The organism is Cytobacillus solani (assembly GCF_001420595.1).
In the GTDB taxonomy this organism is placed as follows: domain Bacteria; phylum Bacillota; class Bacilli; order Bacillales; family Cytobacillaceae; genus Cytobacillus; species Cytobacillus solani.
The window spans coordinates 1,108,964-1,134,751 of the sequence record NZ_LJIX01000006.1 but is presented as its reverse complement, the minus strand read 5'-3'; the positions used below and the strand labels follow the sequence as shown (position 1 = coordinate 1,134,751).

The 25,788-nt window shown below is 33.5% G+C and carries 16 protein-coding genes and 1 pseudogene; 1 reads left to right on the top strand and 16 read right to left on the bottom strand.

Translation table 11 applies throughout. From position 1 onward, the window contains the following. Positions 1-102 precede the first annotated feature (102 nt). From AN957_RS07405 to AN957_RS07360, 10 genes are all read right to left on the bottom strand, one after another. Positions 103-1,131 carry a YheC/YheD family endospore coat-associated protein gene (locus AN957_RS07405; RefSeq protein WP_053474981.1) on the bottom strand — a complete coding sequence of 343 codons (1,029 nt, stop codon included), beginning with the start codon at positions 1,129-1,131 and terminating at the stop codon, positions 103-105. Positions 1,132-1,218: 87 nt separating this feature from the next. Further along, positions 1,219-2,442, bottom strand: a complete 1,224-nt coding sequence (locus tag AN957_RS07400) for an ATP-grasp domain-containing protein (protein WP_056683226.1) — start codon at positions 2,440-2,442, stop codon at positions 1,219-1,221. A gap of 430 nt (positions 2,443-2,872) precedes the next feature. After that, positions 2,873-3,451 carry a hypothetical protein gene (locus AN957_RS07395; protein ID WP_231690034.1) on the bottom strand — a complete coding sequence of 193 codons (579 nt, stop codon included), beginning with the start codon at positions 3,449-3,451 and terminating at the stop codon, positions 2,873-2,875. A gap of 784 nt (positions 3,452-4,235) precedes the next feature. Beyond that, positions 4,236-4,601 carry a cupin domain-containing protein gene (locus AN957_RS07390; RefSeq protein ID WP_053474979.1) on the bottom strand — a complete coding sequence of 122 codons (366 nt, stop codon included), beginning with the start codon at positions 4,599-4,601 and terminating at the stop codon, positions 4,236-4,238. A gap of 152 nt (positions 4,602-4,753) precedes the next feature. Next, a complete protein-coding gene (locus tag AN957_RS07385) occupies positions 4,754-5,650 on the bottom strand; it encodes a DUF2268 domain-containing putative Zn-dependent protease (protein WP_056683223.1) in 897 nt (298 codons plus the stop codon). 333 nt (positions 5,651-5,983) lie between these two features. Continuing rightward, on the bottom strand, positions 5,984-7,006 hold the full coding sequence (locus AN957_RS07380; protein ID WP_056683222.1) for an NAD(P)H-dependent amine dehydrogenase family protein: 1,023 nt from the start codon (positions 7,004-7,006) through the stop codon (positions 5,984-5,986). Positions 7,007-7,103: 97 nt separating this feature from the next. Further along, entirely contained in the window at positions 7,104-7,952 is an 849-nt protein-coding gene (locus tag AN957_RS07375; RefSeq protein ID WP_056683219.1) for a MerR family transcriptional regulator, read from the bottom strand. Between the two features lie 212 nt (positions 7,953-8,164). Then, complete coding sequence (locus AN957_RS07370; protein WP_056683216.1) at positions 8,165-9,412, bottom strand: Zn-dependent hydrolase; 1,248 nt, start codon at positions 9,410-9,412, stop codon at positions 8,165-8,167. A gap of 384 nt (positions 9,413-9,796) precedes the next feature. Further along, positions 9,797-10,963 carry an ankyrin repeat domain-containing protein gene (locus AN957_RS07365; protein ID WP_056683213.1) on the bottom strand — a complete coding sequence of 389 codons (1,167 nt, stop codon included), beginning with the start codon at positions 10,961-10,963 and terminating at the stop codon, positions 9,797-9,799. Positions 10,964-11,051: 88 nt separating this feature from the next. After that, positions 11,052-11,279, bottom strand: coding sequence for a hypothetical protein (locus AN957_RS07360; protein ID WP_156341125.1), 228 nt, complete (start codon positions 11,277-11,279; stop codon positions 11,052-11,054). Between the two features lie 761 nt (positions 11,280-12,040). Here AN957_RS07360 and AN957_RS07355 point away from each other — a divergent pair. Then, entirely contained in the window at positions 12,041-14,008 is a 1,968-nt protein-coding gene (locus AN957_RS07355) for a methyl-accepting chemotaxis protein (protein ID WP_056683207.1), read from the top strand. A gap of 172 nt (positions 14,009-14,180) precedes the next feature. On the opposite strand, the pseudogene AN957_RS26735 reads toward AN957_RS07355, so the two are convergent. The 6 genes and pseudogenes from AN957_RS26735 to AN957_RS07330 all read right to left on the bottom strand — a co-directional run. After that, positions 14,181-14,891: pseudogene (locus AN957_RS26735) on the bottom strand (transposase); the annotation flags it as partial. A 664-nt stretch (positions 14,892-15,555) separates the two neighbouring features. Continuing rightward, positions 15,556-16,605 carry a DNA-methyltransferase gene (locus AN957_RS07350; protein WP_056683204.1) on the bottom strand — a complete coding sequence of 350 codons (1,050 nt, stop codon included), beginning with the start codon at positions 16,603-16,605 and terminating at the stop codon, positions 15,556-15,558. A gap of 79 nt (positions 16,606-16,684) precedes the next feature. Further along, positions 16,685-17,527, bottom strand: a complete 843-nt coding sequence (locus tag AN957_RS07345) for a phospholipase D-like domain-containing protein (RefSeq protein ID WP_056683201.1) — start codon at positions 17,525-17,527, stop codon at positions 16,685-16,687. After that, positions 17,520-19,439: a DUF1998 domain-containing protein gene (locus tag AN957_RS07340; protein ID WP_082446502.1), complete on the bottom strand. Its 1,920-nt coding sequence runs from the start codon at positions 19,437-19,439 to the stop codon at positions 17,520-17,522. The genes AN957_RS07345 and AN957_RS07340 overlap by 8 nt, the downstream gene beginning before the upstream one ends. Then, positions 19,436-22,948: a DEAD/DEAH box helicase gene (locus AN957_RS07335; RefSeq protein WP_056683198.1), complete on the bottom strand. Its 3,513-nt coding sequence runs from the start codon at positions 22,946-22,948 to the stop codon at positions 19,436-19,438. Before AN957_RS07335 ends, AN957_RS07340 begins: the two co-directional genes overlap by 4 nt. Then, positions 22,929-25,601 (bottom strand): DrmE family protein, encoded by a 2,673-nt coding sequence (locus AN957_RS07330; RefSeq protein ID WP_056683195.1) that lies wholly within the window; start codon positions 25,599-25,601, stop codon positions 22,929-22,931. The genes AN957_RS07335 and AN957_RS07330 overlap by 20 nt, the downstream gene beginning before the upstream one ends. Between the last annotated feature and the right edge of the window lie 187 nt (positions 25,602-25,788).

Sequence of the window (25,788 nt, the reverse complement as noted above, 5' to 3'; positions counted from 1 at the left end):
TCAATATAATCAACCCCATTCTATTCCCTATTTTGTATTAGTTATATCCTTGTTTTAACATAAAAGTAGGAATCAGGGATTTTCATCTAAAAACAACAATCTTTACGAAAACAGCCTTTTGTTTTTATCAGCTAAATACCTAGCATATTGAATCGTATTTCTAGCTACATCTAATTCAAGATTAAAAATATTAGGTGGACCTGGTCTCCAATTTACTTCAAACAGCCACAATTTTTGGTTTGCATCAATTCCAACATCAATTCCTAATTCATCAAGTGATCTATCATATAAAGAATCAAAATGGTTAGAAAAGCTGATCGCAAATTGCTCAAGATACCTTTTAATATCGTACCAGGAGTCATCAAACTCTGTTTTTAAAAAAGAATCTAAATAAGTGGTATAACCACCACTACCCATATTTGATGTAATGCTCCCCAATCGGCCTATCCTTGGAAAAATGGAAGTGATGACCCATTTTCCTTCCCCATTTTTTTGTACATGCAACCGGAAATCATAAACATGACCAGATTTCATTTGACATAAAATAAACTGTTGAACTAAGTAATCTTGTTCTTGTAATTTAGATACAAAGTCAAGCAGTTTCTTTTCACTCATTGAATAGATTTTTCCTGCCACATTCATTTTGTAATGGTATTTTCCTTTTTCAATAAAAATGACGCCCACGCCTTGATGCCCAGACAGCGGTTTAAGAATAAGTTTTTCATAACGCTGGATCATTTCAAAAAAATGCTGAGCTGATAATTTTTGAAAAGGAATAAGGTATGGTTTAAATTCTTTTGCTTTTTTAAGTCTGTTATAAACACTTAATTTATCTCCAATCGAATGACTTGTAAAAGGAATCCTATCATATAAATAATCAAAAATTTCCTCAGCTTTATCACTTATAGGATAACTTGAATTATAAATGACATCAGGAAAGGGAAATTCCATTTCAATCCACTCGCCGCCTTCATAGACTTTCCCTAAAATTTTTTGCTTTTCTATATTTACTTTCCCTGGGGTAAAGTAAAAAAAATTTACACCTTCAGCTTTTGCTGCAGCGGCATAAGCATATGATTTCTTTACATTGTTGGGGTCTGAGCGATGATGAAGCATACCAATTAGGGTCATGATCCTACTATTCCACCTTTCTTTACATTCCTTCCCGAATTAAAATCGTTTAGAAACATTTCCATTATTAAATAAAGTCATAGGTTATCACTCCAAAGCTTCAAGATGAAAACGCAGCTCTCTTTTCGCTTTCATGACGATTCTTTTCGCTTCTTCTTTATCATCGGATGATGCCAAAATGTAGCCGTAACGATCTCCCATGGATAAAGGCGGCCGTAATATCTGTCCTTTTCGGGGTTTTATATAAACCTTCTCTACACCAGGATATTGCGAACAGCGATTTTTTCCTGTCACCTTAAGTAATTTTCCTTTAGAGTTAATTGTTAAATAATGAGCATAGGCATACTTGTTTTGTTTTTTAATGAGACAAGGCTTATTTCCTAAAAATAGCTGAATGGTTTCCTCTACTAAATTAATACCGAATGCAGTTTCAATGATTTGATTCATCGCCCCGCCTGAGATTCTTGGGTTGATCTCAATTAATTTCCATTCTCCTTGTACTAAGCGCATTTCCAAATGACAAGCACCATTTTTCATTTCAAAAGCTTGTAAGATGGAACTTACTTTCTCATATATTTTATTGTAAAAGTCTCGATCAGTATCTGCTAATAGACAATATCCGGTTACGATAAATCGTTGGAAAAACGTAATCTCTTGTTCAATTATTGCGACAATATGAACTTCTCCATTGTGTACTAAAGCTTCAATTAAATATTGGGGTCCTGTTAAATATTCTTCCAGTAAAATTGGTTCCTTTTCATATTTTCTCAATAGATATTGCATCGAGCGCTTTAATTGGTACTCGTCATTTGCTAGTAGTACGTCTTTCGAACCAGTAGATAAAGGAGATTTTACAATAAGAGGTAAAAATCTATTGATTTTATTGATAAACCCCTCTAAAGAATGATTTGGTGTATAAATTGCATAACGAGGGGACATTGAGAGGTCTTTGAGAAGCTCACGAGTTAAAACTTTATCCTCCATTTTTTGAATTGGAATGGAAGAGACAACACCTGGACAAAATTCTTCTGATAAGGATGCTGCTACATGAACAAAAGGATCTACAAAACTTAAAATACCCTTTATTTGTTTCCCTTGTTTTATTAATTTGATGATCTTTTCGCTTAATTGATCGTAATCAAATATTTCCACTAATATCATTTGATGAACATCGGGAAATTCTGTTCTTTGATCAATGAATCTTCGTTTGTTAGTTAGTAATACAGTAAAAAAGCCGAGTCGCTCTGCAGCTTGGATTGCTTCTCTACTCGAACCAGATTTATTAGTTTCAATAAAAACAATGGTTTTCATAAGCTTATGTCATCCTATCTTCAGTGATTTTTATTAAAAGGTTTTATTTATTTCGTTCTAAGTTATAAAAACGAAGCAAAAGTTTTTCTTTGTCTTTTGAGAAATTTTCGATATTCAAATAAAAAGAGCGTGTCAATAGCTCTCCTTTCTGGTTCTGGTGAAAAAACTTCAAGATCATTGCAAGTAATCTCTAACTCTGTGACAATCTGATACGATTACTCAAAAAAGAGGATAGGTATGGAAAAGGAAAATTTGTTTAAATGGAAGCACGATCATTTATTAAGGGTCTAATAGTACCTCCTTAAGGTACACCCTAGTTTCTGTGATTTGGTGGCAATTATAGGGGAACGAGATTTGTTTATCGCTCTCACCATCATTATTTATGGGTGCATCAATATGGGGTCTGAATAGGCGTAAGAGTACGAAGTGATTAGACTTCCTCTTGATTCCCGTTCTCACCATCGTTTACTGCAATACCCTCTCCTCCGCCAACTGCATGCTGCTGTTTGGTATTGGAACTTTCGATTGCGGCATTCGTTCCCGCTGTACTGTCTTTTCCAGCACCACTTGCAACCTGAGTAGCCCCCGCTTCTTCTCCAGCTTGATTGATCTGATTATTGATGACAATCACAAGTTCTGAGTCATTATCACAATGTCCATGCTTGACGTGTGGCTCAGACTGATTCCCATTCATACCAAAGTTTTTGGCTTCCCCTCCGGCTCCCACACTCTGCTGCTGTTCGGTATTCGACGAATCTAAGGCGGCATTATTCCCTGCTGCGCTGTTTCGCCCAGCACCACTCGCAATTTGCGTAGTATTTGGTGAACTGGTGAACTGGTTGTTGATGACAATCACAATTTTGGATTTGTCAGAGATAAGAGATCTAGAGACAATTTCGTCTCCGTCTCTTTTGACAACGACACTGATCGTTTCATTCACATTTGTCCCCTGTTCTGTTTCATCAGAAGAATACTCAGCATTTTCTTCAAAGAAACTCATCTTCGTCATTCTCTCCTTTTTATAAAACTAAAAGGGGCAGCACAATCGTTTAACGTTTGTATGTGTCGAAATTTGTTTAGCTTTCATTAAAATGTAAATAGCATCCCTTTTTACTTTATAAAATGTCGAGCCAAAAAAACTGCTTGGACAAATGTACAAGGTCATAAAATTTTCTAAATAATCGATAACTTTACGCTGTTTAACTTGATAGGATATTTATTCACTAAGAAGAAAATGAACATCAGCAACTTCCTCTATAGCTCCCAAAATGAACTTGGACAGCTCTCATTCATTTTTTCATAAGAATTTATCAAAAGGAGCTGACACCATGAAACGCACACATCCATCCAAACAGTTTTGTAAAGAGACTACATGGTTAATCGTTGGGTAAAAGAATACAAGGATGGGAAATATGATGGGGTAAGAGCTGGCGTACGAGTCCACCCTACTTAAAATAGGCGTTCTGTCCAGAGACAAAAAAGTATGTACAATAAGATAAAAAGATCTGTACAACTCCCTTCGATTGATTGTCCGGGATACTTCAGAGACGCCCTGTCAGATATTCCAATGGGGATGACGATGAATTGATTGGGGGTTAATAGGTATTCATTTATGGGAGTGGATTAGTTTTACTTATGATTTACTAAAGGAAAAAGCGTATTTTGAACAATTTTGATCAAAATACGCTTTCAATATATCTCAGTAAATCATTCGTTTATAATAAAGAATGATTCTTTCAACCTGTGTTGGACACAATCGCGCCTTTTTTAAAGATAAATTTTGCGGATTGTTGTTAAATCCATACATCGTTTTCAGCAGTTAATTCTCCTTTTGTTTCACCCGTATTAACGACACCTCTTGGCTCCACTATCATTACGTGACATTCCTTTTCAGCATAGGGCTTATGCTCCACACCTTTTGGAACTACATACATTTCTCCTTTTGATAGCTTTACCTCACCATCACGGAATTCAATGACCATCTCACCGTCAAGTACGAAAAATACCTCATCAGTATCTTTATGTGAATGCCATACAAAATCTCCTTGAATCTTGACTAGCTTAAACTGATAGTCATTCATTTCGCCAATGACTTTAGGAGACCAGTGATCAGTAAATTTCGACAGCTTTTCGCTTAGATTGATTGGATGATACTTCATTTATATTCCTCCTCATTTTCCGTACAATTCTATATTAACAGAGTACTATCAAACGTAGTTTCAAAATAATCAATCTTTTTTTAACCCACAGATGGCTCATTTGGTGAAACTGCAAAAAGTATGTGAAATGCGGAGTCAGCTATACAAACAGATTATTTAGAAAACAGCCCACAATTATTTAGTATTTCATTTGAACTAAGTAAAGATGCTTCTCTTATGCCTACATTATTCTCTTTCATAAAAGACTGTACTGCTTGGTATCCTACCGCATATCCTGCAAATGATGATAAGCCAACAGGTTGATAACCTTGTTCCTTTGCAATGGTGTCTCCAAACAAATAACTGCTGACCTCAGCAAAACCTTTAACATCTAGTACATCTTTTATAACTTCTTTTGAGTATTCTAAGTCCTCTTTATCAAGAGACGTTACCCATGGCCCTAAAAGAGCTTCTCCATAAAGTTCTTTTGCAAAGGACTCCGCCAAGCCTTCTATAATTAAGTAATCACCTACCGTTACATTCCCATGATCCCAATCAAAATAGGAAAAACGAATGTTATGATGAAATTCATGGGCAATGACGGCAGGAAGTCTTGGAATATTATAGGAATTGGGATATATAGATACTTGAATAAATCCTGGAATTCCTCCAAATCCACAATACCCTTTTTGTAATTCGAGCTTTTTCGGATCAGCTATGTACATACCAAATCTCAATTCATCCGCATTTACCTTTAAATGATTCTTCTCAATAAAGGCAACGCAATCTTTCAAAGTGTTTTGTGCAGTTTGAAGAGCTTGAATTTCTTTTAATTTCTCTAGTGCCCTTCTCCCCATTTCAGTATCCGATACGCTAAGATACCCAAGCATATTTGTAGCCATCATTACATCATACCCATTCGGTTGCTTTGCTTTTAATGGAACATTAATCGTATTCCACATTTTTTCAAAAGGCTTCATCATTGAGTACCGGTAAAAATGTTCTCTATCTTCCTCTATTGAAAACAAATTTTCATACTGTTCCATTGTATCCTCTATTATTATTTTCATAATTACCACCCTTTTTTGATAATCTGTAAAAATCTTAATCGCCTCACTCATGCATTTCGTCAAAGTTTGACGATACAATTGCCACTATAAAGGATTACGCAGCGTAAAGGTCAATAGTTAGAGGATATTAAGTTTCTATAGGGACAGGTTTTAAAAGAAGCGTTTTAATTGAGGGGACTTTCACATAAGATTTCTACGCTATTATCCGGTTTAAAGTATGGTAGGTGTTATCTATGAATAAAATGATGGATGACAAAAAGGAGTGCTATTCAATAAATGAACAACTCTCCTTAGTTTTTCATATCTATTAATCTAGTGTCTGCAAAACTAATCTTAATAAAAATGAAGTGGATAGGTGCGATAGCTTGCCACTGGCATTTTTTCAGTTGTATAGAAGCCCGGAGCAGCTTTTAATAAATCTGGGATTCGATTCACAACTGTTGCGCAGGTTAATTCGACTGTTGCTGGATTTGAAATTTTCACCACTGTTTCTGGCTCTCCTTGAATGACCCAATCATTACAATCCGTTTCACCTTCAGCATACACTTTGCCGATACATTCGCTTACAATCACCGGTCCTTGATGGGTTACAGTAGTCACAACAGCTGACATTCCTGTTGCGTGTCCAGCAGGAATTGTTTTTCCTAATGTTTCTGAATATAAATCTTCGTTATGTGTCATTGGCACTAATTTCTGATTCTGAGATTTAATCGTCCAGCCAAATTGGGAACATAGCCATTCATTTGAATTTCTCATAAAAGATGGAAGATCATTATTGCTAGCAATTTTTTCCTCAAATTCTTCTAATGATAAACCTGCTCCATGCACCTCGGCGAGAGCAATTCCGTAATGCTCAACATTATAGCTGGATTTTCCTTCAATGCGAATAATATTATGTGTAGCACCAGCTACAGTTGTGATTAAGTTCCCCCAGAATACATCCTGATAGCCAGACCCTGTTAATGTACAATGATGATCTTTTGCTAAGCGGTCTAAACGATTCGTTATTTCGGGTGAAGTTGTCCATGGATAAAAGGCTTCTTCACAAGTAGTGATTGCATTTACGCCGTGACGAGCAGCCAATTCAAATGCATCAACTGTGTCTGTCATTAAGCTCTTCGTCATAATAATACAAACATCAGCATCCGTTTCTTTAAATACTTCCTCAGCATTACTTCTAATAGGGATATTTAGTTTAACATCTAATCCAGCAACTTCACCCACATCCTTACCGATAATAGCTGGATTCGAATCAATTGCTCCAACAATTTCTGCACCTTTTTCATATAAATAACGCAAGCTAACCATACCCATTTTTCCACAACCATATTGAATAACGCGAACTTTTTCTAACATCACTTATTCCCCCTTGGTTTGCTCAGTATTTCACATGTTGTTATACATGTAAGAGAATTTCTATAGTTTTATCGTAAACCTTATTGTTACAATAAGGTCAAGCACTATTTGATTTTTTTTTCACAGGAATTTGCAGTTTCATAATCATCTGGCGTTCATACTGTGTCCAGCACGGCAATTCCACAATAACTTCGCAAATATAATCTCCAGCAATTTCAAGCTGATTTTCCACTATATAATCGATTAATTTAAAGGCATACTCTTTCTCCTGCGAAAAGTGATCACAGTAAATCGATACATATTCATGTGCAGGCAGACGCTCTATTCCCTTTACGTCGGAACAAGTTGCATCAATAAACATGAAAATCTCTGTGGACGTTAGCTTCCGTTGTTTAATGCTTTCCATACGAGTAATCGAGCCTACATTACAAAAATACGAGGTTGGGAACTGATGAATAAGGGCTAGATCCCTTAGCTCCCTCAATATATATTCATATGTTTCTAACTGATCTTCATAAATATCTCTTTTACCGTCATAGCAATAAATGATTCGTTCTGGAAGATATCCCCTCTCAACTACACCCATTTTCGGGATTTGCCTATATGTCCTATAGTTTTCGGCTGCTACCTTTAGCGTTTTTTTCACTTGTGCAAGCTCATTCATTTTTTGATCAATCAATTGAATTTGTTCATCAAGAAGCTTTGGAATTGAATCTGCATCTTTTTCTGCAAAAACTCCTTTCATTTCTTGCAGTGTAAAACCCATATTCTTTAAATACTTTATAAAATCAAGACATGCGCATTGCTTAATACTGTAAAAACGATAATTTGTTTCTGGATCAATATAGCATGGTGACAGTAGACCGATTTTATCATAATGATGTAAGGTTTGAATCGTAATATTGTTTAGCTTCGCCATTTTCCCAATTGGAATCTTTTCTTGCATTTTTAAACCTCCTAGCTGTCTATCAAAGTAGAAAAAATAATAATTACTTTTATTATGACAGCTAAAGAGTATAATTTTACCATATTTTTTTGAACATTTTATGGAATAGAAACATCACAGAGTACTAGTTATCGTACAAGTAGCAGGATGACAATCTCAATTATTCCCGCTACCCACTTCTGTGACATTTACCCTACTTCGATCAAAATTCACTAGGAAATGACAGAATCTATCACTGCAAGTTGAAGCACTGCCTCCTCCAATACATCAATCCCCAATAGAATATCATCAAGTTCGGTGAATTCATCAGGATGATGGCTGAGACCATTTACTGATGGGACAAAAATAAGACCTGTGGGGCATAGCTTTGTCATGTTCATCGCATCATGACCAGCTCCACTTGCCATTACCTGGTATGAAAGACCTTTACTCTCACAAATGGCTTGCGTCATATCAGTTATTTCTTTGGATAGTAATACTGGTTCTTCAGAAATAATTTCCTTACTAATAATCTCGAGTTTTCTTTTCTTTTCCACTGTTTGAATGGTTTGGAATAGATGGTCTAACACCCTCTGTCTTGAATCTATTGAAGTTGATCGAATGTCCACTTTGATTTCTACTTCACCTGGTACCACGTTCATTGCACCAGAAGGAATATCGACCACACCAACAGTAGCAACCGTTCCATAATCTTGTTCATTTACCGCTATTTTCTCAAGTTCCAGCGCGATTTCGGAGGCACCAAGAAGAGCATCTTTTCTCATATTCATTGGCGTTGTCCCAGAATGTGAAGGGGTTCCAATTATTTTTATAGAAAACCTAACCGGGGCCGCTATTCCGGTAACAATCCCGATCTTTTTATGATTGCCCTCCAGTACCGGACCTTGTTCTACATGCAATTCTAAAAAAGCCTTGATTTTTTCATCTTTCCTATTCGCATATTCAATACTATCAATATCAAGCGCGCAAAAGGATAGAGCCTCCTCCAATGTGATTCCATCACGATCTTTTAAATCTCTCACTTTATCCTTATCAAATAGACCAGCCATTGCTTTGCTTCCTACGGTTGATACACCAAATCTAGAAGACTCCTCACAAGCAAATGCAATAACCTCAATGGGATGATCTGTTTCAATGCCTTTTTCATTAAGTCGTTTAACCACTTCCAATGCAGCAGTCACACCGACTGCTCCATCGTACTTCCCCCCTTGATAAACCGTATCCAGATGGGATCCCATTAACACAGGCGGAAGACCTTTTATTCTTCCTTCTCTTCTCGCAATCACGTTTCCACACGGATCCATCCGAATGTCTAATCCCTCTGCTTTACACATACGCATAAAAGCGTGTGTACATGACTGTTCTTCATTTGTATACGCAACTCTTGTAATTCCCTTATCCCCTGCGTTATATTGATTGATTTTATCAAAAAGTATCTGATATCTTTCCTTGCTATCCATACAGATATCTCCTATCTTATCGTTAATAGATTCTAATTCTTATATTATACAAGCTTCATCATACTATTATCGTATAATCATTCCAATGGGAAGTGTGTTTTATTGTGAAGCATGAAACCGGATATCGATATCCCACATACTGCTTCGATCAATGAACTGAGACCAGCAATAAAAAAGTAAAATCCGGCACTAGATTCATAGGGCCGGATCAAATATGTATAAAAACTGAAATTACTTCTCTCCGTTTAACAAAGATGGCTTGAATTTCAATCTGCGATGTTTACCGTAGGTTCATACACTGACTCATAAGGGTCTTAAACTGAATCTAAACCATTCTCTTTACTTTAAGCAATGAGCTGTCTGGTATCCCTTCTAATTAATCGTCTACTTTCTTCCTAATAATTTGACCGACTGCTCTTTGTGTAAATGATATAAAGGATTAGTCGGATCATGTTTGATCGCATGTTCAATTGCTTCAATCGCCTCTTCATGTCTCCCTAAAGATCTAAGACTGTTAGCTTTATGGAATGAAAAGTCGTACCGATGCGGCTGGAGAGCCAAAAGCTTATCCATCTCCATGACAGCTTCCTCGTGTCTGCCCAGTTCTCTTAAATAATTTGATTTATGATAACGGTAAAAAGTCTGATTCGGATCAAGGGTACAAGCTTTATCGTATTCAGCAAGTGCTTCATTCTGCAGATTCATGAGCCGTAAGCAATTCGCTGTATAGAAATAAAAGTCTAGATCAGTGGAATCTATTTGTAATGCGAATTTGTATTGTTCAAGAGCTTCTTCATATCTCTTTAGTTCTTGTAATACATATCCTTTATAAAAGTACAAATCTAGATTTTCACGATCCGCTTCAAGTGCTTCACTAAGGATCGTGATCGCTTCCACATATTTATTTTCTTTATAAAGCGTTTTCGCTTGCTGGATGCTCGCATTCTTTTCAACATACTCTTTAGTAAGGATCTTTACGACCTTTTGCTGATTGAGCTCTTCTGCATGCTGAAGGGATGACTTCCCATCTCTATCCTCAAGATTTATATCTGCACCAGCTTCGACTAGAAGCTGGATCACATCAGAATATAATCGTCCGCCATTCCCTAAGATAACTGCCTCTAATAAAGCGGACCAGCCCAAATCATTCACATGATTAACTGGGACGCCAGCATCTAAGCAAACTTGAACGGTTTTCAAATATCCTTTTTCACTAGAGGGCAGCAAGGCAGTGCCACCAAATCGATTGACACTATTGAGATCAGCACCATACTCGAGCATCAAGCTTAAGATTTCGTGAAATCCGTTTGCACCAGAGCAAATAAACGGAGTTAACTGGGTAATATCTCTTGTATTCACATCACTTCCAGCTTCTAATAAAAGCTTAACTACAGAAATTTGATTTTTTTGTGTGGCAGCCATTAATGCTGTACTTCCATTCACATCTTTATAATCAACACGTGCCCCTTCTTGTAAAAGCCGTTCTACTTCTGCTGCATTTCCACTTTTGCTAGCAATAATTAGATTCTCGTGTAAGGTTTGATCATGCATATGTTCTATCTCCCTTATTATTTTTCAAAATGCAGGAAGCTCGTAAATCTTTCTAGAATGAAAGATACACGTGCATCCCAAATTGTTTTTATTCATTTATGTTTTCATTTAAAGCAAGCAGTGCTTTTTTAAATACCTTTACTGGAGGATTCGTCATACCCGCTCCAATCATTCCAATACCAGCGTCTTTATGAGCATTTGCTGTATTGATAATCAGCATAATACCTATTTGAATTACTTTTCTAATATTAATTCTAAACACACTTTGTTTTTTTAGGAAAGCTAAAATAAAAAAAGATGACTCTGAAATCATCATCTAAGAATAGGTGCTTATTTTTATTATAGATGAAGTTTAGTTAACTTGGATATGCTTCACTGAGTTGGACATAATTCTTAAGGTCAAGTTGACTACAGATCACATTTGAGGAGAATCTACATGACAATTTACTAACTGAATATGTCTCTCTACATAAGTAACTAGATAAGTATATATTTAGAGGAGTTTGTTGAAACTTGTTGATAAATCAGGAAAACCGGTTTATACTTTTACAGTTGGTTAATTATACCTATATAATTACAAGATAAAAGAACTTTGTATAAATAATTCTATTATACAACATTAGAGTTAAGCAACTGCCTTGTAGGCAAATATCTCAAGTGCTCGGCACCAAATTTTTGATCATTATTAAATTAAAATCCATTGGCTATTCACTATACGAGAATAGTTTTTTATTTTTAAAAAAGAGAGCTATTTCACCAGATTGTATATGGAATTCAGAAATGGCAGCGATAGTTGTTTCATCAAGATTTTCCAAACTATCGTATAGGTCGGCAGCTTAATCGATAAATGTTTTTGAAAATAGGCAAGAAAGTGCATGGACGAAATTGATAAAGTGAGGTATCAAAGAAATCAATCATCTAAAAGAATACATAGGAATTCTAAAACAAAACCATTTGTGACAATAGATGAAATAGCCACTTTCAATAGTGACTATTTCAATGCAAAAGCGTTGATAGGTTTATTGTATTTTATACTTTTTTCGAGATAAGAATAAAAAATGGAAAAGAGGCCTTATAATGAAAAACATCTTTAGAAATATAAAAACGAAACTAATCGCAGCTTTTGCTCTCATACTGATTGTTCCTGCCATTAGTATTGGTTCATTCGCTTATATTACTGCCAAAAATGCAGTTGAACATCAGGTGTTAGATGGAATTGGGGAGAATCTTGATATATTAAATCTTACCATTGATAACACCATACAGCCTAAGGTTCATGATATTAAGTTTATGTCAGAAACGGTAACCTCACAATTGTTTGAAGGGGAAAGCAGTCCCGAAATATGCAAAAAATTAAATCAGTATGTACAATTGCACCCAGAAGCTCTAAGCATCTACGTTGGGACGAATGAGGGATTGTTTGTACGGGAACCGAAAGTAAATATGCCCGATGACTATGATCCAAGAAAAAGAGATTGGTTTAAAGAAGCGATTGAGAAAAAGGGTGAGGTAGTTTTATCCGCTCCTTACATTTCTGCAAGTACAGGGGATATGGTTGTAACAATATCTAAAACGACAAAAGATGGATCAGGTGTTGTGGCTGTTGATATCCATTTAAGTTACCCACAAGAGCTTGCAAACCAAGTTAAGGTTGGTGAAGAGGGATATGCGCTTATTCTAGATGAAAATAAAAAGTTCATTGCTCACCCGACAAATAGCGCTGGAGATGAAGCGAAAGAAAGCTTTTACAATGAAATGTTTGAGTCAGAAGAAGATCAGTTTGACTATGAGTTGGATGGTAAAAAGCAAGTAATGAAATTTGTGACCAACGATATGACAGGATGGAAAATTGGTGGAAGTTTTTATTCTTCAGAGATTAGTGCTGCAGCTGCACCCATTTTTCAAAAAACAATAGTAGTCATCGCAATTGCTTGGGTAATCGGTGCGTTACTTGTTTTATTTATCATAAAATCCATCATTAAACCGATCAAGGAGTTAAAAGAAACGGCAATCATCATTAGTAAAGGTGATTTAACAAAAAATGTTGTTGTTCAATCCAATGATGAGATTGGTCAATTAGGAAATGCGTTTAATGATATGCAGGAAAGTCTCAGTATCTTAGTTCAGGAAGTTGAACAGCATGCTGAACAGGTTTCAGCTTCTGCAGAAGAACTGACTGCAAGTGCGGAACAAACAGCAAATGCTACAGAACAGGTAGCTGCTTCGATTCAAGAGGTTGCGAGCAGTGCGGAAAAACAAACAGATGGAGTCGAACAAATTGCAAAAGTATTAGCCGAAGCCTCTGAAAATGCCGTTCTTATTGCATCCCATTCGATGAAGGTTTCCGAACTTGCTAATCATACAACTGTTCAAGCAGAAATGGGAGGACAGGCAGTCACGAATACGGTAGCTCAAATGAATTCTATTCATGACTCGGTAAAAGAATCAAATAAAATGATTACATCTTTGCATGAACGTTCTAAAGAGGTCAGGTCCATTTTGGATGTAATTACAGGAATTTCGGAACAAACCAATCTTCTTGCTTTAAACGCAGCAATAGAAGCAGCAAGGGCTGGGGAGCATGGAAAGGGATTTGCAGTTGTTGCGGATGAAGTGCGAAAACTTGCGGAACAATCCCAAAGCTCTGCAGGACAAATCCATGAGATTATCCAAGGAATTCAAAGCGATACAGAAAGCTCTGTTCAAATCATGGCTCGTGTGACAAATGATGTCCAGACAGGCGTAGAAGTATCCCATGAAGCGATTGAGAAATTTAATCTCATTCTTCAAAGTACAAAAGAAGTTACTCCACAAATGGAGGATATCTCAGCAACTGCCCAACAAATGTCAGCAGCTTTTCAAGAAATTACTTCCACAGCGAATGAGATGTCTACAATCGCACAAGGAAATGCAGCGATGTCAGAAGAAGTAGCCGCATCATCGGAGGAACAGTTAGCGACAATGGAGGATATTACCGTATCAGCCAAATCTCTTGCTTCTATGGCAGAAGAATTAAATACACTGATTTCTAGGTTTAAACTTTAAATCTAACAGGATTAAATGACTATCATATTAATAAAAACGAGGCTGGGAAATAACTAGCATCAAATAGGGAAAAAGGTGAACTTGAGCGTACTCAAATTCACCTTTTTCTATTTCGTGTATAAATCTTCTATTACCTTAGTTGTTAGCAGTGAATTTTCGTAATTCTCTGCCACTAATGCGATGCCATTTCGTTTTCTACATTCGATCTTCCTCGTACAGAAAATCGGGTGAAACGCAAATTAGCCTTCAAAAACCCCCAAAAATGGTTCCGCATCGATTTAGCGTTTTCGAAAGATGGCACTCATTTTCTCTTCTGAAAGCTTCGCTTTTACATATTCTATTTGTTGTTCGAATTTTTAATTGACCATTAGTTTTCGATTGTTGCCTTCTTTTGCTATTGTACATGATGAACGGAATGGACACCTCGAACAGTCTTCGCACTTGTAGATTTTGAACTTCCGTTGGCAGCCTGTCCGGTCATTACGGATAGAATGATATTGAAATTTAAGATGTTTCTGATTAGGACATGTGTATGTATCTGTTTATTCAATCATACTGTTAGTTATCTGAACTAAATGTGTGTTGGTTATACTTTTTCTTTTGTTCCTTTAAATACAGGTTATACGTAATAAGTCCTTCTCGTTTTCTGTTCGAAACGACATCATTATAGTTTTGTTCACTCCCATCACCTGCATCTGCGACAAAAATGTTTCGGTATCTCGAAATAATGCTGCTCGATTTCATCTAGAAACGGAATTAACGTACGTGTATATGTTGGGTTTAAAGTATACTATAAGCAAGCGAATATCGACCTTCCGTTGCTATTTGCATTGCAACCAGCTTTCAATTGGCCGTTTTGCATATAATCATCTTTCATTCGCATACCGAACACATAAGCTAATAAAACATCATTTGGTCTTAATTTTAATACTTATATACAAACCACTCATACAACTATGATTGGATTTATATAAAATAGTATTGCAGTATAGTAATCTATAATTTCAGTTATGCAAACTACATATTCTGAGGATATTTTTACAATTTCTTGCAAAGTACCTTTCTCACGCAAATGTAATTCACGTTTACCATAAGATTTTCAGAAACTTAAGAACCTACTTCAACTATATTTCCTCCCCCTTCATAATCCGGAATATTGGATTAAGAAATTCGGTGAGCATACTTTATTGATGTTTTCAGTCAGACGGATTTATTTGGCGAGCTAACATACGTACATGTAAAGATAGAAACAATTGAAAGATTTGAAAGTACTAATGATTATTTGGTGCCGAAGTTTTAACTATTTTAAAATTATTCGAAACCTTATGATAAAGAAAACGCCAAAACCCTTGTATAAAGGATTTTGACGTTGATAAAATCGTATGATTTCCCATGTAAGTTACAGCGAGGTCTAACCCGCTTCACTAAAATATGTTGTTTCGGCGCGGTTCTAAGGGATTTTTCAGTCATTTTCCAAAACAGTAACCGTGGGTTTTGACTAGGTTTTTAAAAATTGCTTATGGGGACAATAATTAAAAACTCTTCTATTATTTACTCTGTTCACTTAATTTTTCTTCTAAATCGAAAAACCTATATTTTGCTCCCTTTAAATATTCTTCTGTAATTTCAGAAGCAATCCATCTTCGATTAAGTTTTTCTGCCACTTCAGCAGTAACACAACTTCCACCAAAAGGATCGAAAACAATGTCATTTTCATCTGTTAAAAATTTTATAAAGAATTCAGGTAAAACTAATGGGAATCTGGCTGGATGCGTTTTTAAACCTAATTGCTTGCATGCTGTTAGATAACGATCTGATGATGAAGTATTAGCAATTTCTAAAACATTGTCGGAGAAATTTTCTGACAATCTTTGTAATAGGTATTCTTCAAAATTACCCATATATTCTTCATATACCTCATCAATATACTTTGCAAAATCAGCTTCTCCATTATGACCAAGAAAGTTAGAAGGAATAGCACCTCCGTTATCTTTTTGCCATGATTTTTCTGAAACAACATGCTGTGATGGACGTCGCCCACTATTATATCCATTTTTCAACAACCGACGCATACTAGCCTTATAGGGAACTAAGACATTTTTATTATTTGATTTTGGTCGATCTGTTTTAGACAACCACCATACCGGATTAACAGAATCTTTAACTCGTATTTTCTCAATATTGACCCACTGTATAGGACTGGGCATTTTAGATGGATTATACCAATAAAACTCTTGTGCCAAATTAAATCCTGGATTTCCATTACAAAGTTCAGTTAATAATTCAAAATGATATAAGGACCGAACAGGTCTCTTAGGTTTGTATGCCCCTCCAATATCAATAACTAAGCTCCCAGTTGGCTTTAGAATTCGTTTGAATTCATATGCAAAATTTTTAATAAACCATTGAATATACTCTTGTTCATCTTCATTCCCATAACTCTTTTTTCTTACAAGTGCGAATGGGGGGGATGTCATTATTAAATCTATACTTTCATCAGGAATAAACTTAAGTAAATCTTTAGTATCTGCTAAGTATGCTTCTCCTAATTCAGTTGTAAAATAGGGATTTGGTTCAATACCCTTAAAAATAGCCATATAATTTATCCTACTTTCTATAAAACCTATCTTTATTATATATAAAAAGAGGATAACCTTCAAAAGTACTTTACTTATATTAAAATTTGGTTAGATAGTTTAATTTAATCCATTTTCCTACAAGTAATTCTAAACTGCGGCAATCACTCTCTGACAATTTAACCCCCAGCTCAAATTGACCTCTTAAAGCTCTATCACTAAAATTAGCAGATCCAAGATAACCAACCTTAGCGTCTACAATTAAAAATTTTGAATGAAATATCAAATTATCGTCTATTTTATCAGTGGGTAAATATAGTGAATAATTATTTTTTGGAATATATAAATGAATATTATGTATAAAATTTCGATTAATACTTTGCTCTTCTGCATCTACTAAAAAAGTAAACTTTAATTCAGGATTATTTTTTATAGCTGCTTGAATAGAACTATCTAAAACTTTGATTCCTGCTATTGAAAAATATGGGGCGCAAAAAATGACTTGATTCTGTGCTATTGAAATAATATTTTTTAAATAGGAAGTTAATTCATTAAATTCGGCTCTTAAAGTTTGTGGTAATTGATTTTTGAATTCATAATCCATGTTCCATAATAATTTACTTTTCTCTTTTGATGTAAATTGCTCACTTAATTCAATATATGATTTAAGCTGTTTGAAACCATCAGTAATAAGTTCCGTTTTAGCGAAATAAATATCATCATCAGATGTAGTAAGATAAGCTAAATCCACTAAAATAGAAAAAAGGGGAGAAGCTAAGTCCTTAGCTTCTCTAATCATATTTCCTGTTAATTCAATCCACTGTTCTTTAGAGAATCCATTAGATGAAGATTGTAAAAATACTAATGAACTCGAAATCATCTCTAAATGATTATACAAGTTATATTTTAATAAAAAATTATATAGATCTTTAACTTTAGACACCGCCTGTTATTCTATTTATTTCTTCATTTACATTGCTATTAAAAAATCCCACAATACTTTTATCTCCTAAAGGTCCACCAATCAACAAGGCTCTACTTACACCACGATTAAAGTGCTGACATGAGAATTTTAAATAGGAACATGCATGACATGCGGCTTTATGGTCTTTACATACTGGATCATATAAACAAAGTTGAGTGTGTTCAAATGTTGTATTTATCCATCTTTCTAGATCATTTTCAAAAGCAGCGATTAAATTCCCCATCCCTCCACCTTGCAATTTTGATACATAAATCGCGTAAGCTGAACTAGAAGGGAAAATGTATTCTGCTAGACTGTCTATATCTAATCCTATAACTGACTTACCCGCATTTAACATCATGTGACTAAGTGTATGCAATAATTGAAAAATCATTGCTGAAATTACTTTATTATCTACAGTCTGATAATTTGCCAAATTAAACTCTGCTAACTCTGAAGGCTCAAAACTTGCAATCTTAGAAGTAATGTATAAATATAATTCAGCATCTGATTTTTCCAAAGAACTGTTAGGTAAAGATAGCAAACCATTTATATTTAACCATGCTAATATTCTTAAAGGATCTAACTTAAATATAATAGATTCGTTTTCACTTAACATAACAGGTACTACGGTTCTGTTATTATTTTGTATTTTTTGTTTATACGGATTTAATATTGACTCTTTTCTATTGGAACTTCTTCTTGTAAAACCAGGAGATACAGTTAATACTGGAAATTTCTCCAAAAGATTTGCTTTTTCAATTCCTATTAATGATAATTTTTTTTTCGCTCTAGTTAATATATCTTTCTGCAGATAATCGCTTACATCAGATGCTTCTTGTACCTTATCATCTATTGATTTCCCTTCACTTTCATATATGCTATATAAATACTCATGCAAAAGTCTATCATTAATTACCAATTCATCATCCAGACTTAAACCTAAATTGGATAGTTTTGTTTCCAACTCATCTTTTATCGAAGTATCTTCCAAAAGATGAGTTTGACCTATATTACCGAGAGCCTTTAATAAGGCAGCTTTTTCCGCTTCATTTTGTAAAGCATTTAATAAATTAGTTGCTAAATTGCTAGATTCATGAACTTTAAAGTTTTGAGCAAAGTGACTTTTTGAAATTGTTGATAATTCTAACAATGCTCCTATTTGTATATACGAGAAATCATTGTTTGCTTGTCTAGATATCAAATCATCATTTTTCAAATTTACGATATTAATAATGGCAGGTTTAAAAACATCACCGTCCGAAGCATGTTTACCACCCATATAAGGCTTCATTCCTTCAACAATCGGTAAATCAGTTCTTTTACTACCTAATGAACCTAAATTTGTGTTAGTTTTTCGGTTGTACCAAGTAGCCGTCCTGAAGCTTCTTGTATCATTCATCGTTATACCATCATACTTCTCTTTAAATGATTTTGCTCCAGCATTAGTAGCTACTCTTAATGACTTTAAATCTCCATTATCATGTATCATTACATATGGAAATTGTTTTATTTTAGCTTTTTTGTTGCAAAACTCACATGTTAAAGTCGGATTTTGTTTAGTCAATGAATCCAAATCCCAATATTCGTGTACATTTCCACAATATACACACGAAAATACTAATGGAAACAACTCATATTCTACACTTTGAATTTCTCCAAAATAATAATTATTTTCATTTCTCGGAAACGGTGAAACCTTTAGTTCATTGTTCTTAGTCCAATTTGAAATGAATTTTTTCATCTCATGTTCTATTCTCGAGGTATTAAAATTCACTTTACTCATGTTTAAATGACTAACTTTAAAATATCTATCATCGTTAAAAAATATAGCTCCTGGTAAGTATTTAAACATTATTTGACTTCTACCGCGTGTAAAATCTGTGCTCACTTTTGGTCCCCCCCTTTATTTGATGCAAATTTATTGTAATGTAAAACTATCCCTGTATTTCTATTCACTTGAATAGGTAACCCTTCTTCAATATCTCTAAAGCTTGTAATAGGATTCAGAATAGCTTCATTTTTAATTTTAGCTGTTGTTGGGCTACTCCTAATAAAGTCAATCTTATCTTGAAATATTGTTGAAATAATTTTTTTATTTTTCTCTCTTGTGGCAAGTGGAAAATCTGAATTATCGCATCCGTATATTCTGTAGAGTTGTTCTAGTAATTCTGTTTGAGCTGAATGACCAGCAGCCTCTTGTTCAGAAATATACTTATCCACTTTTCCACAAGTATCTAAAATTAGTTTATTATTTTGCGAATGAATACCTAACAGTAAACAACATAAAATACCTGGTAGAGATCTTTCAATTGCTTTTGTCGCCATTCTGTTGATCGGAACGGGATCTACAAGTTGATCTAAAAACTTATGATTTTCAATAAAATATTGATACTGAGAGCGCTCTTTTATACTAGTAGATTTGAATGTAACAAATACCAAACCCACATGAGTACGAGCTGAACGACTTGAAGCTTGAATATATTCTGCTTGTTTAGAAGGCATACCAGCCATAAAGAAATTGTTTATTCGTTCTAAATCTACTCCATGACTTATTAAACTAGTTGCATTCAACACATTTATTTTATCATTTAAACTCCCTTTAGTTTCCGATTCAATCCGATCAATAACCTCAACAATTTTTTCCATATCATTTTCGCCTGTTAGAATTTCAGTATTCAAATTTAAATCTTCAAATTCTTCTAAACGTCTATTGATATCAAATCCCATAGCCTTGTTATTGACATAAACTGTAGTTAAATCATAGTTTGAAATTAATGAATAAAAATCGTTACTATTTATCCCTTTTAGACCAATAGCATTAATATATTTAGTCGGTTCAACATACATTTTATGAATTTCACTTTGATATAAATACACAGCCCTAGAAATTACTTCCTCTTGAGACTTTGAATGTGGTAGTAAACCGATATAAAGCCGTCTATAATTTGTAGGAGAAGATGTTGCATAAAATGACTCTCCTGGTTTATACCCCATAGAAGGGTACTTACGAGGATTTCTTAAATATAAATGTTTAACATGTTTTTCGTAAGCTTCAATTGTAGCTGTCGCAGCAATAATTTTAGGCAAATGTTCTTCCGATTTGCCAAATGTTTTTGCCAATTCAATTAAATATCCTTCATAATGAGAAGAAAGCGAACCTAATTCATCTTTCAATAAATGTAATTCGTCTTGAATAAATAATGTTGGAATTGGATCATAAAATTCATTCCGAATTTTTGCTATTACTCTATCACTCGAAGAAGCTTTTTTGTCACATGACTGATACTCATCGTGCATTCCCACAATACAATTATCAGAAAAATACCCGTGAGAATCACATCTTCCTTGAGCTTGACCAAACAATTGTGAAAACTCTCTATACCTTCCTGCTATTGCTATTTTATCAACTGTTCCACATATCACACTTGGGACAAATCGATATACCTCTGAATCGGTAATATAAATCGGTATATTTCCACTCATTTCTTTTGTTACAAAGCAATTTGGATTAATACATTTATGCATATATCTCCATTGGCGATTATTAAATGAAAATTCAACAGGTTCGTTACAACTTGGACATTTATGAATCAACATTTTATTCATTTTAGTTTTGTCATTTAAGAAAGCCGCATCTCTTTCCTTCTTTTTAACAAAGTTATCTGTATTATTCCCACCTGCAAAAAAACCAATCGAAAAAGGTACTCCACTATTACTAATATGTGTATCATGGCGTCTATATTTTTCTGCAATTATCAGAATACGTGCTAGTCTATCTAACTGATTTTTAGACAACATACGTAATGGGAATCTTAACCATGCAGATACACCTCTTAATTTACCTCTCAAACGATCATAGAACAAAGCGGTAAGAATTGTACCTAAATATGCCTCTGTTTTACCACCACCGGTTGGAAACCATAATACATCTGCATATAATGATGAATGAATGATTTCTGCCTTTCTGGGTTCTTCACTCTGCATTTCACGATTATACAAGGATGGTAACATTCTAATTATGAAAACAATTTGAAATAATCGCCACCCAGAATATTTACCTTTGCTTGATTCAATAAATACTTTATTTGTTAAATTAAAAGAATGTAATAATTTTGAATCTCTAGATAGAGCATATATACCTAATTCAAATGATTGTATTTCTTCTCTAAATTCATCGAGTAATTTTCTACATTGTTCTATTTCATTTTGAGTTGTTAATCTAATATCTTGGTCCCCGTTATTATTAATAAAACTTTCCCATTCATTTGCATAATTTTTCATTTTTAGAACTATACTATTCAATTTTTCAATTGTTGATGTAGGCTCTATCAAGGTATCAAACTCAACTGTTAAGTCCTCTCTTGTTCGATATAATTTTTGGAAATAGCGTGGCATTGCTTCTGTATTAAAGCATACTATCCCATTTTCAAAATTAGTATCAGTTGTACAATTAAGTCCTTTGACTCCATAATGTTTATCTAACAAGTAGTTTTCACGAACGCCGTCAAAGATAAACTTCTCGTGATAATTTATAGGTATTGAAACATTTAATCTACAGTCAAAAAATTCCAGAGGATGAATAATAGTACTTGTTGAAGAACTTTTATTCACAAAAGACACCACTACTTTTTTTACATTATTTAACTCAATAAAATCTAATAGCTCAACTTTTAGGTCAAAATCATAATTAGGCAATACCAAATCTGTATCTTGTATTTCATGCAAAAAATTATCGAATTCTTCCAATTCAAATATTTTAGGTAGCTCTATTACACCAACCTTATTCACTACACCATCTTTTGGGATTAAAATTTCTTTATCTCCTTTTATAATACTTTCCAAAAATCCATTAAAATCAGACTTGCACTTTTCAAATGATATAGAGTTTAAAATCATTTGATCATTTATAAAACTTACTCTAATATCAGAATATTTAAAAGTAAATTTTTTATATTTTTCAACTAACGTAAGTCCTTTTGATTTTTCACTAATTTTATTTTTTTCACCATCTTCATTTTGATTATTTTCAGAGAACAAATATTTCAAAGATTCCTCCTGTTCCTCAAAAGTTGGTTTCACTCTTAAGAAAAAAGAAAATTCTCCTGCCACTGAGCATGATAAATTTTCATCAAAATTCTTTATTAAAAATTCTAAACCTATACTTACATTTTTTGATATGCTGGTAAACCTTATATCCGGATCCATATCATCATCTTCATCATTCTCAGCTTCATTAATATCTTTAAAAACACTATTAGGAAAAAGCACCCCTCCAAAAAATAGAGAGGTAGGTTTATTATTAATAACGTATGACGTATCGGTTCCTAATAATCCATTACGAAGTACAGATTCCATATACTCAATAAAATTAATCTGATTATGTAACAAATTCGACATTTATTTTCTCCTCCTTGTATGTAAATGTTTTAATAATTTCATTTGCCGTTTCCTGACTCATATTCTGATATATAAGTTCATTAGGAATAAAAGCTCTATTTTCAGAATTAATATCAACTACTCTGGCAATATTTATTAATGAAGAAATATCTTCAGTAGGTATTACAATATTTTCTCCGATAGTTATCCATTCATCCATATCCTCATAGTCCAAAAGCCTTTTAGACTGAATATTTATTATTTTCGAGATAGCTCTTCCTAATTGTATATGGATACTTCTTAGCTCTGATATAGAACTTAGTACAATCCGCATACTATCTATAAATTCTGGCTTATTAGAAATTTTTATTAAAGCCTTCAAGTTTTCTTCATCTCTTACTAGATTAATATTTTTGAACCAATTTGAAATAGTATAATATGATGAAACATTTCCACCATTTAGATTAATCTCCTTCCTAATCACTTCATAAATTTCTTTTTTAAAGCGTTGCCCCCTATGAAATTTCTTCCATACACTATTTAGTATTTCATTCCAAATTGTTAAACCCTCACTGATCCAACGCATAATAATTGTTGAAGAAGCTACATTTAGAATTTCTTGAAAAAGATCTTTTCTCTGATCATGATTAACCCTTATCCATAAATCATCTAATTTAGCTTTACTTATTGGTAAAGTCTCAATTATATTTTTATTAACTCGTTGAACATTTATATAATCTTCAAGAGGAATAAATAGTCTTTCTTTATTTCCTTCTATATCCTCTAATTCAACTAATTGCGCGGTTGTAGATAAAGCTCTATCTTGTTTACTTCTCATTGCATTTAAATCATTAATTTTCAAGTGATATTGTCTGTTAGATTTTAGTAATTCTAATAACCTGAAATCATCAAAAATATTTAGGTTTATTTCATCTGTTACTTCTACTACTTCTTGAACATCTTCTTTTAAGACGTATTCACCAAGTTTCGATATATTTATTTTTAATGCTCTTTTACTCAAATCTGCTTCCTTTATATTTATCTTATGGTTTAATGAAAATGTTCTTAATAAGCTATTAAGATCCCTTTTATTATTAAAAATAGAATCAATTTGCTTACAGTACTTATAAGTATCATTAAAAATACTAATAAGATTAATAGAAGAATTCGTAAAATTAAAACCCGATAAATATTTATTAGGAAAAGGGGTAGTTAAAAATAATGCATCATAGACAGGATAATTATTTTTCAACTGCATTTCGTTAAATTCCTTATAGGTTAATACTTCGTACTTACTATCTATAAAATTAGATAAATAAGATACCACTGAATTTTTTTCATACTTATCAATAATAAGTATTAACCCTTTCTCAAAATGATTATTTTGAAGTGTATCTAATAATAATTTCCCTCTTTGCGAATAGTTACTTTCATACAATGCATAATATAACTCATCGAAGGCATTATATAAATGATGTGCTAAATTGACATCAAGGCTATACTCTTCAGAATCCTGAGGCGGAATACGTTTATAATTGGTATATTGATCAAATATATTAAAAAGCTTTTCTTGCCTTCTCTCTTTCTCATATTCCGAAAGTGGAATAATTAAATTGCACATGTGTAATTTTAAAGAATCAATCTTCCTATATTTATCAGGCAATATACCATTCATTTTTTTACAATCATTTAAGGCCGATTCATATTGTTTTAATAAGACAATTAATTTTTTATCAACTTTGGCGTACTCTCTAATTTCAAAATTTAAACCTACTGGCTGTAAATACTTCAATGAATGCGAAGTTCCCCAAGACGGATATAAAAGATTGCTAATTGTAAAGGGTAAAAGATTTTCGAATATAGGCGCTGTGGATTGATTAATTGCATAATGCATTGAAGAATTTTGAATAACATACTTTAGGTTCATATCGTTTGATGGCAATAAAATAACTACATGTCCCGCTTTTTCTTTTGCCCATCTTATTAGTTCATTCGCCCTTTTACGATGGTATAAAGGCATCAAATCTAGTATTATTACCCTTGGCTTCTTCTCTAAATTATCTAATAATTTCTTCCTATGTGCTCGATAAAATCCAATCCACGGAAGCGTTCCATCGTCTTTTATTACATTAGAAGTTTTTGCATCAGTATTAAAATTGAATACTCTAAATTTTTCCCCTTTCACAATATATGTTGGAAAAAATTCCCTAAGAGATATATCATTCAAAGATGAATACCACACGTGTTGTAATAAATCTACATTATGAGAAACTAATAATATTCCATCATTCCGTTCAAATTTAGAAAATTCATTTTCATTTGGTTTGATTCTGTATGCTAAATCGTTAAATAGAAGGTGATATGTTAAAAGTATTGGGAATGAGCTAGAAAATTGCGGGAGAGAAATATACATTTCTCTTTTTTCTAAATTTCTTTCATTCTTTTTTAAATAATCCAATATTATATTTAATATAAACGCATCCATATTATTTAATTGTAATTGCTTATTTTCTATAGTCCCGAATGATTCCTCAACTGATTCCCTAAAAATCAGTATTTTATTTTGCATAATAGCTCTACCATAATCGATAGGAAAGCCATGATCATAATTATGGTTCAAAACTATTTCTGAAGGAATTAACGTAGCTTGTATATTTTGTCTTGTTTTATACATACTTACGTCTCCTTTCTATATATTACTTCTAACGATATGAAATAAAGTTAAATAGTGATGTTTCAATCGGAAGAGTAGTTCATACTTATGGGCAAAACCTCGAACCTAATTTATATTTATTAATACATATTTATAAGTAGTCGAATTACGTTACTTTGTAGAAAAAATAAAATTAAAATGAGCCCAT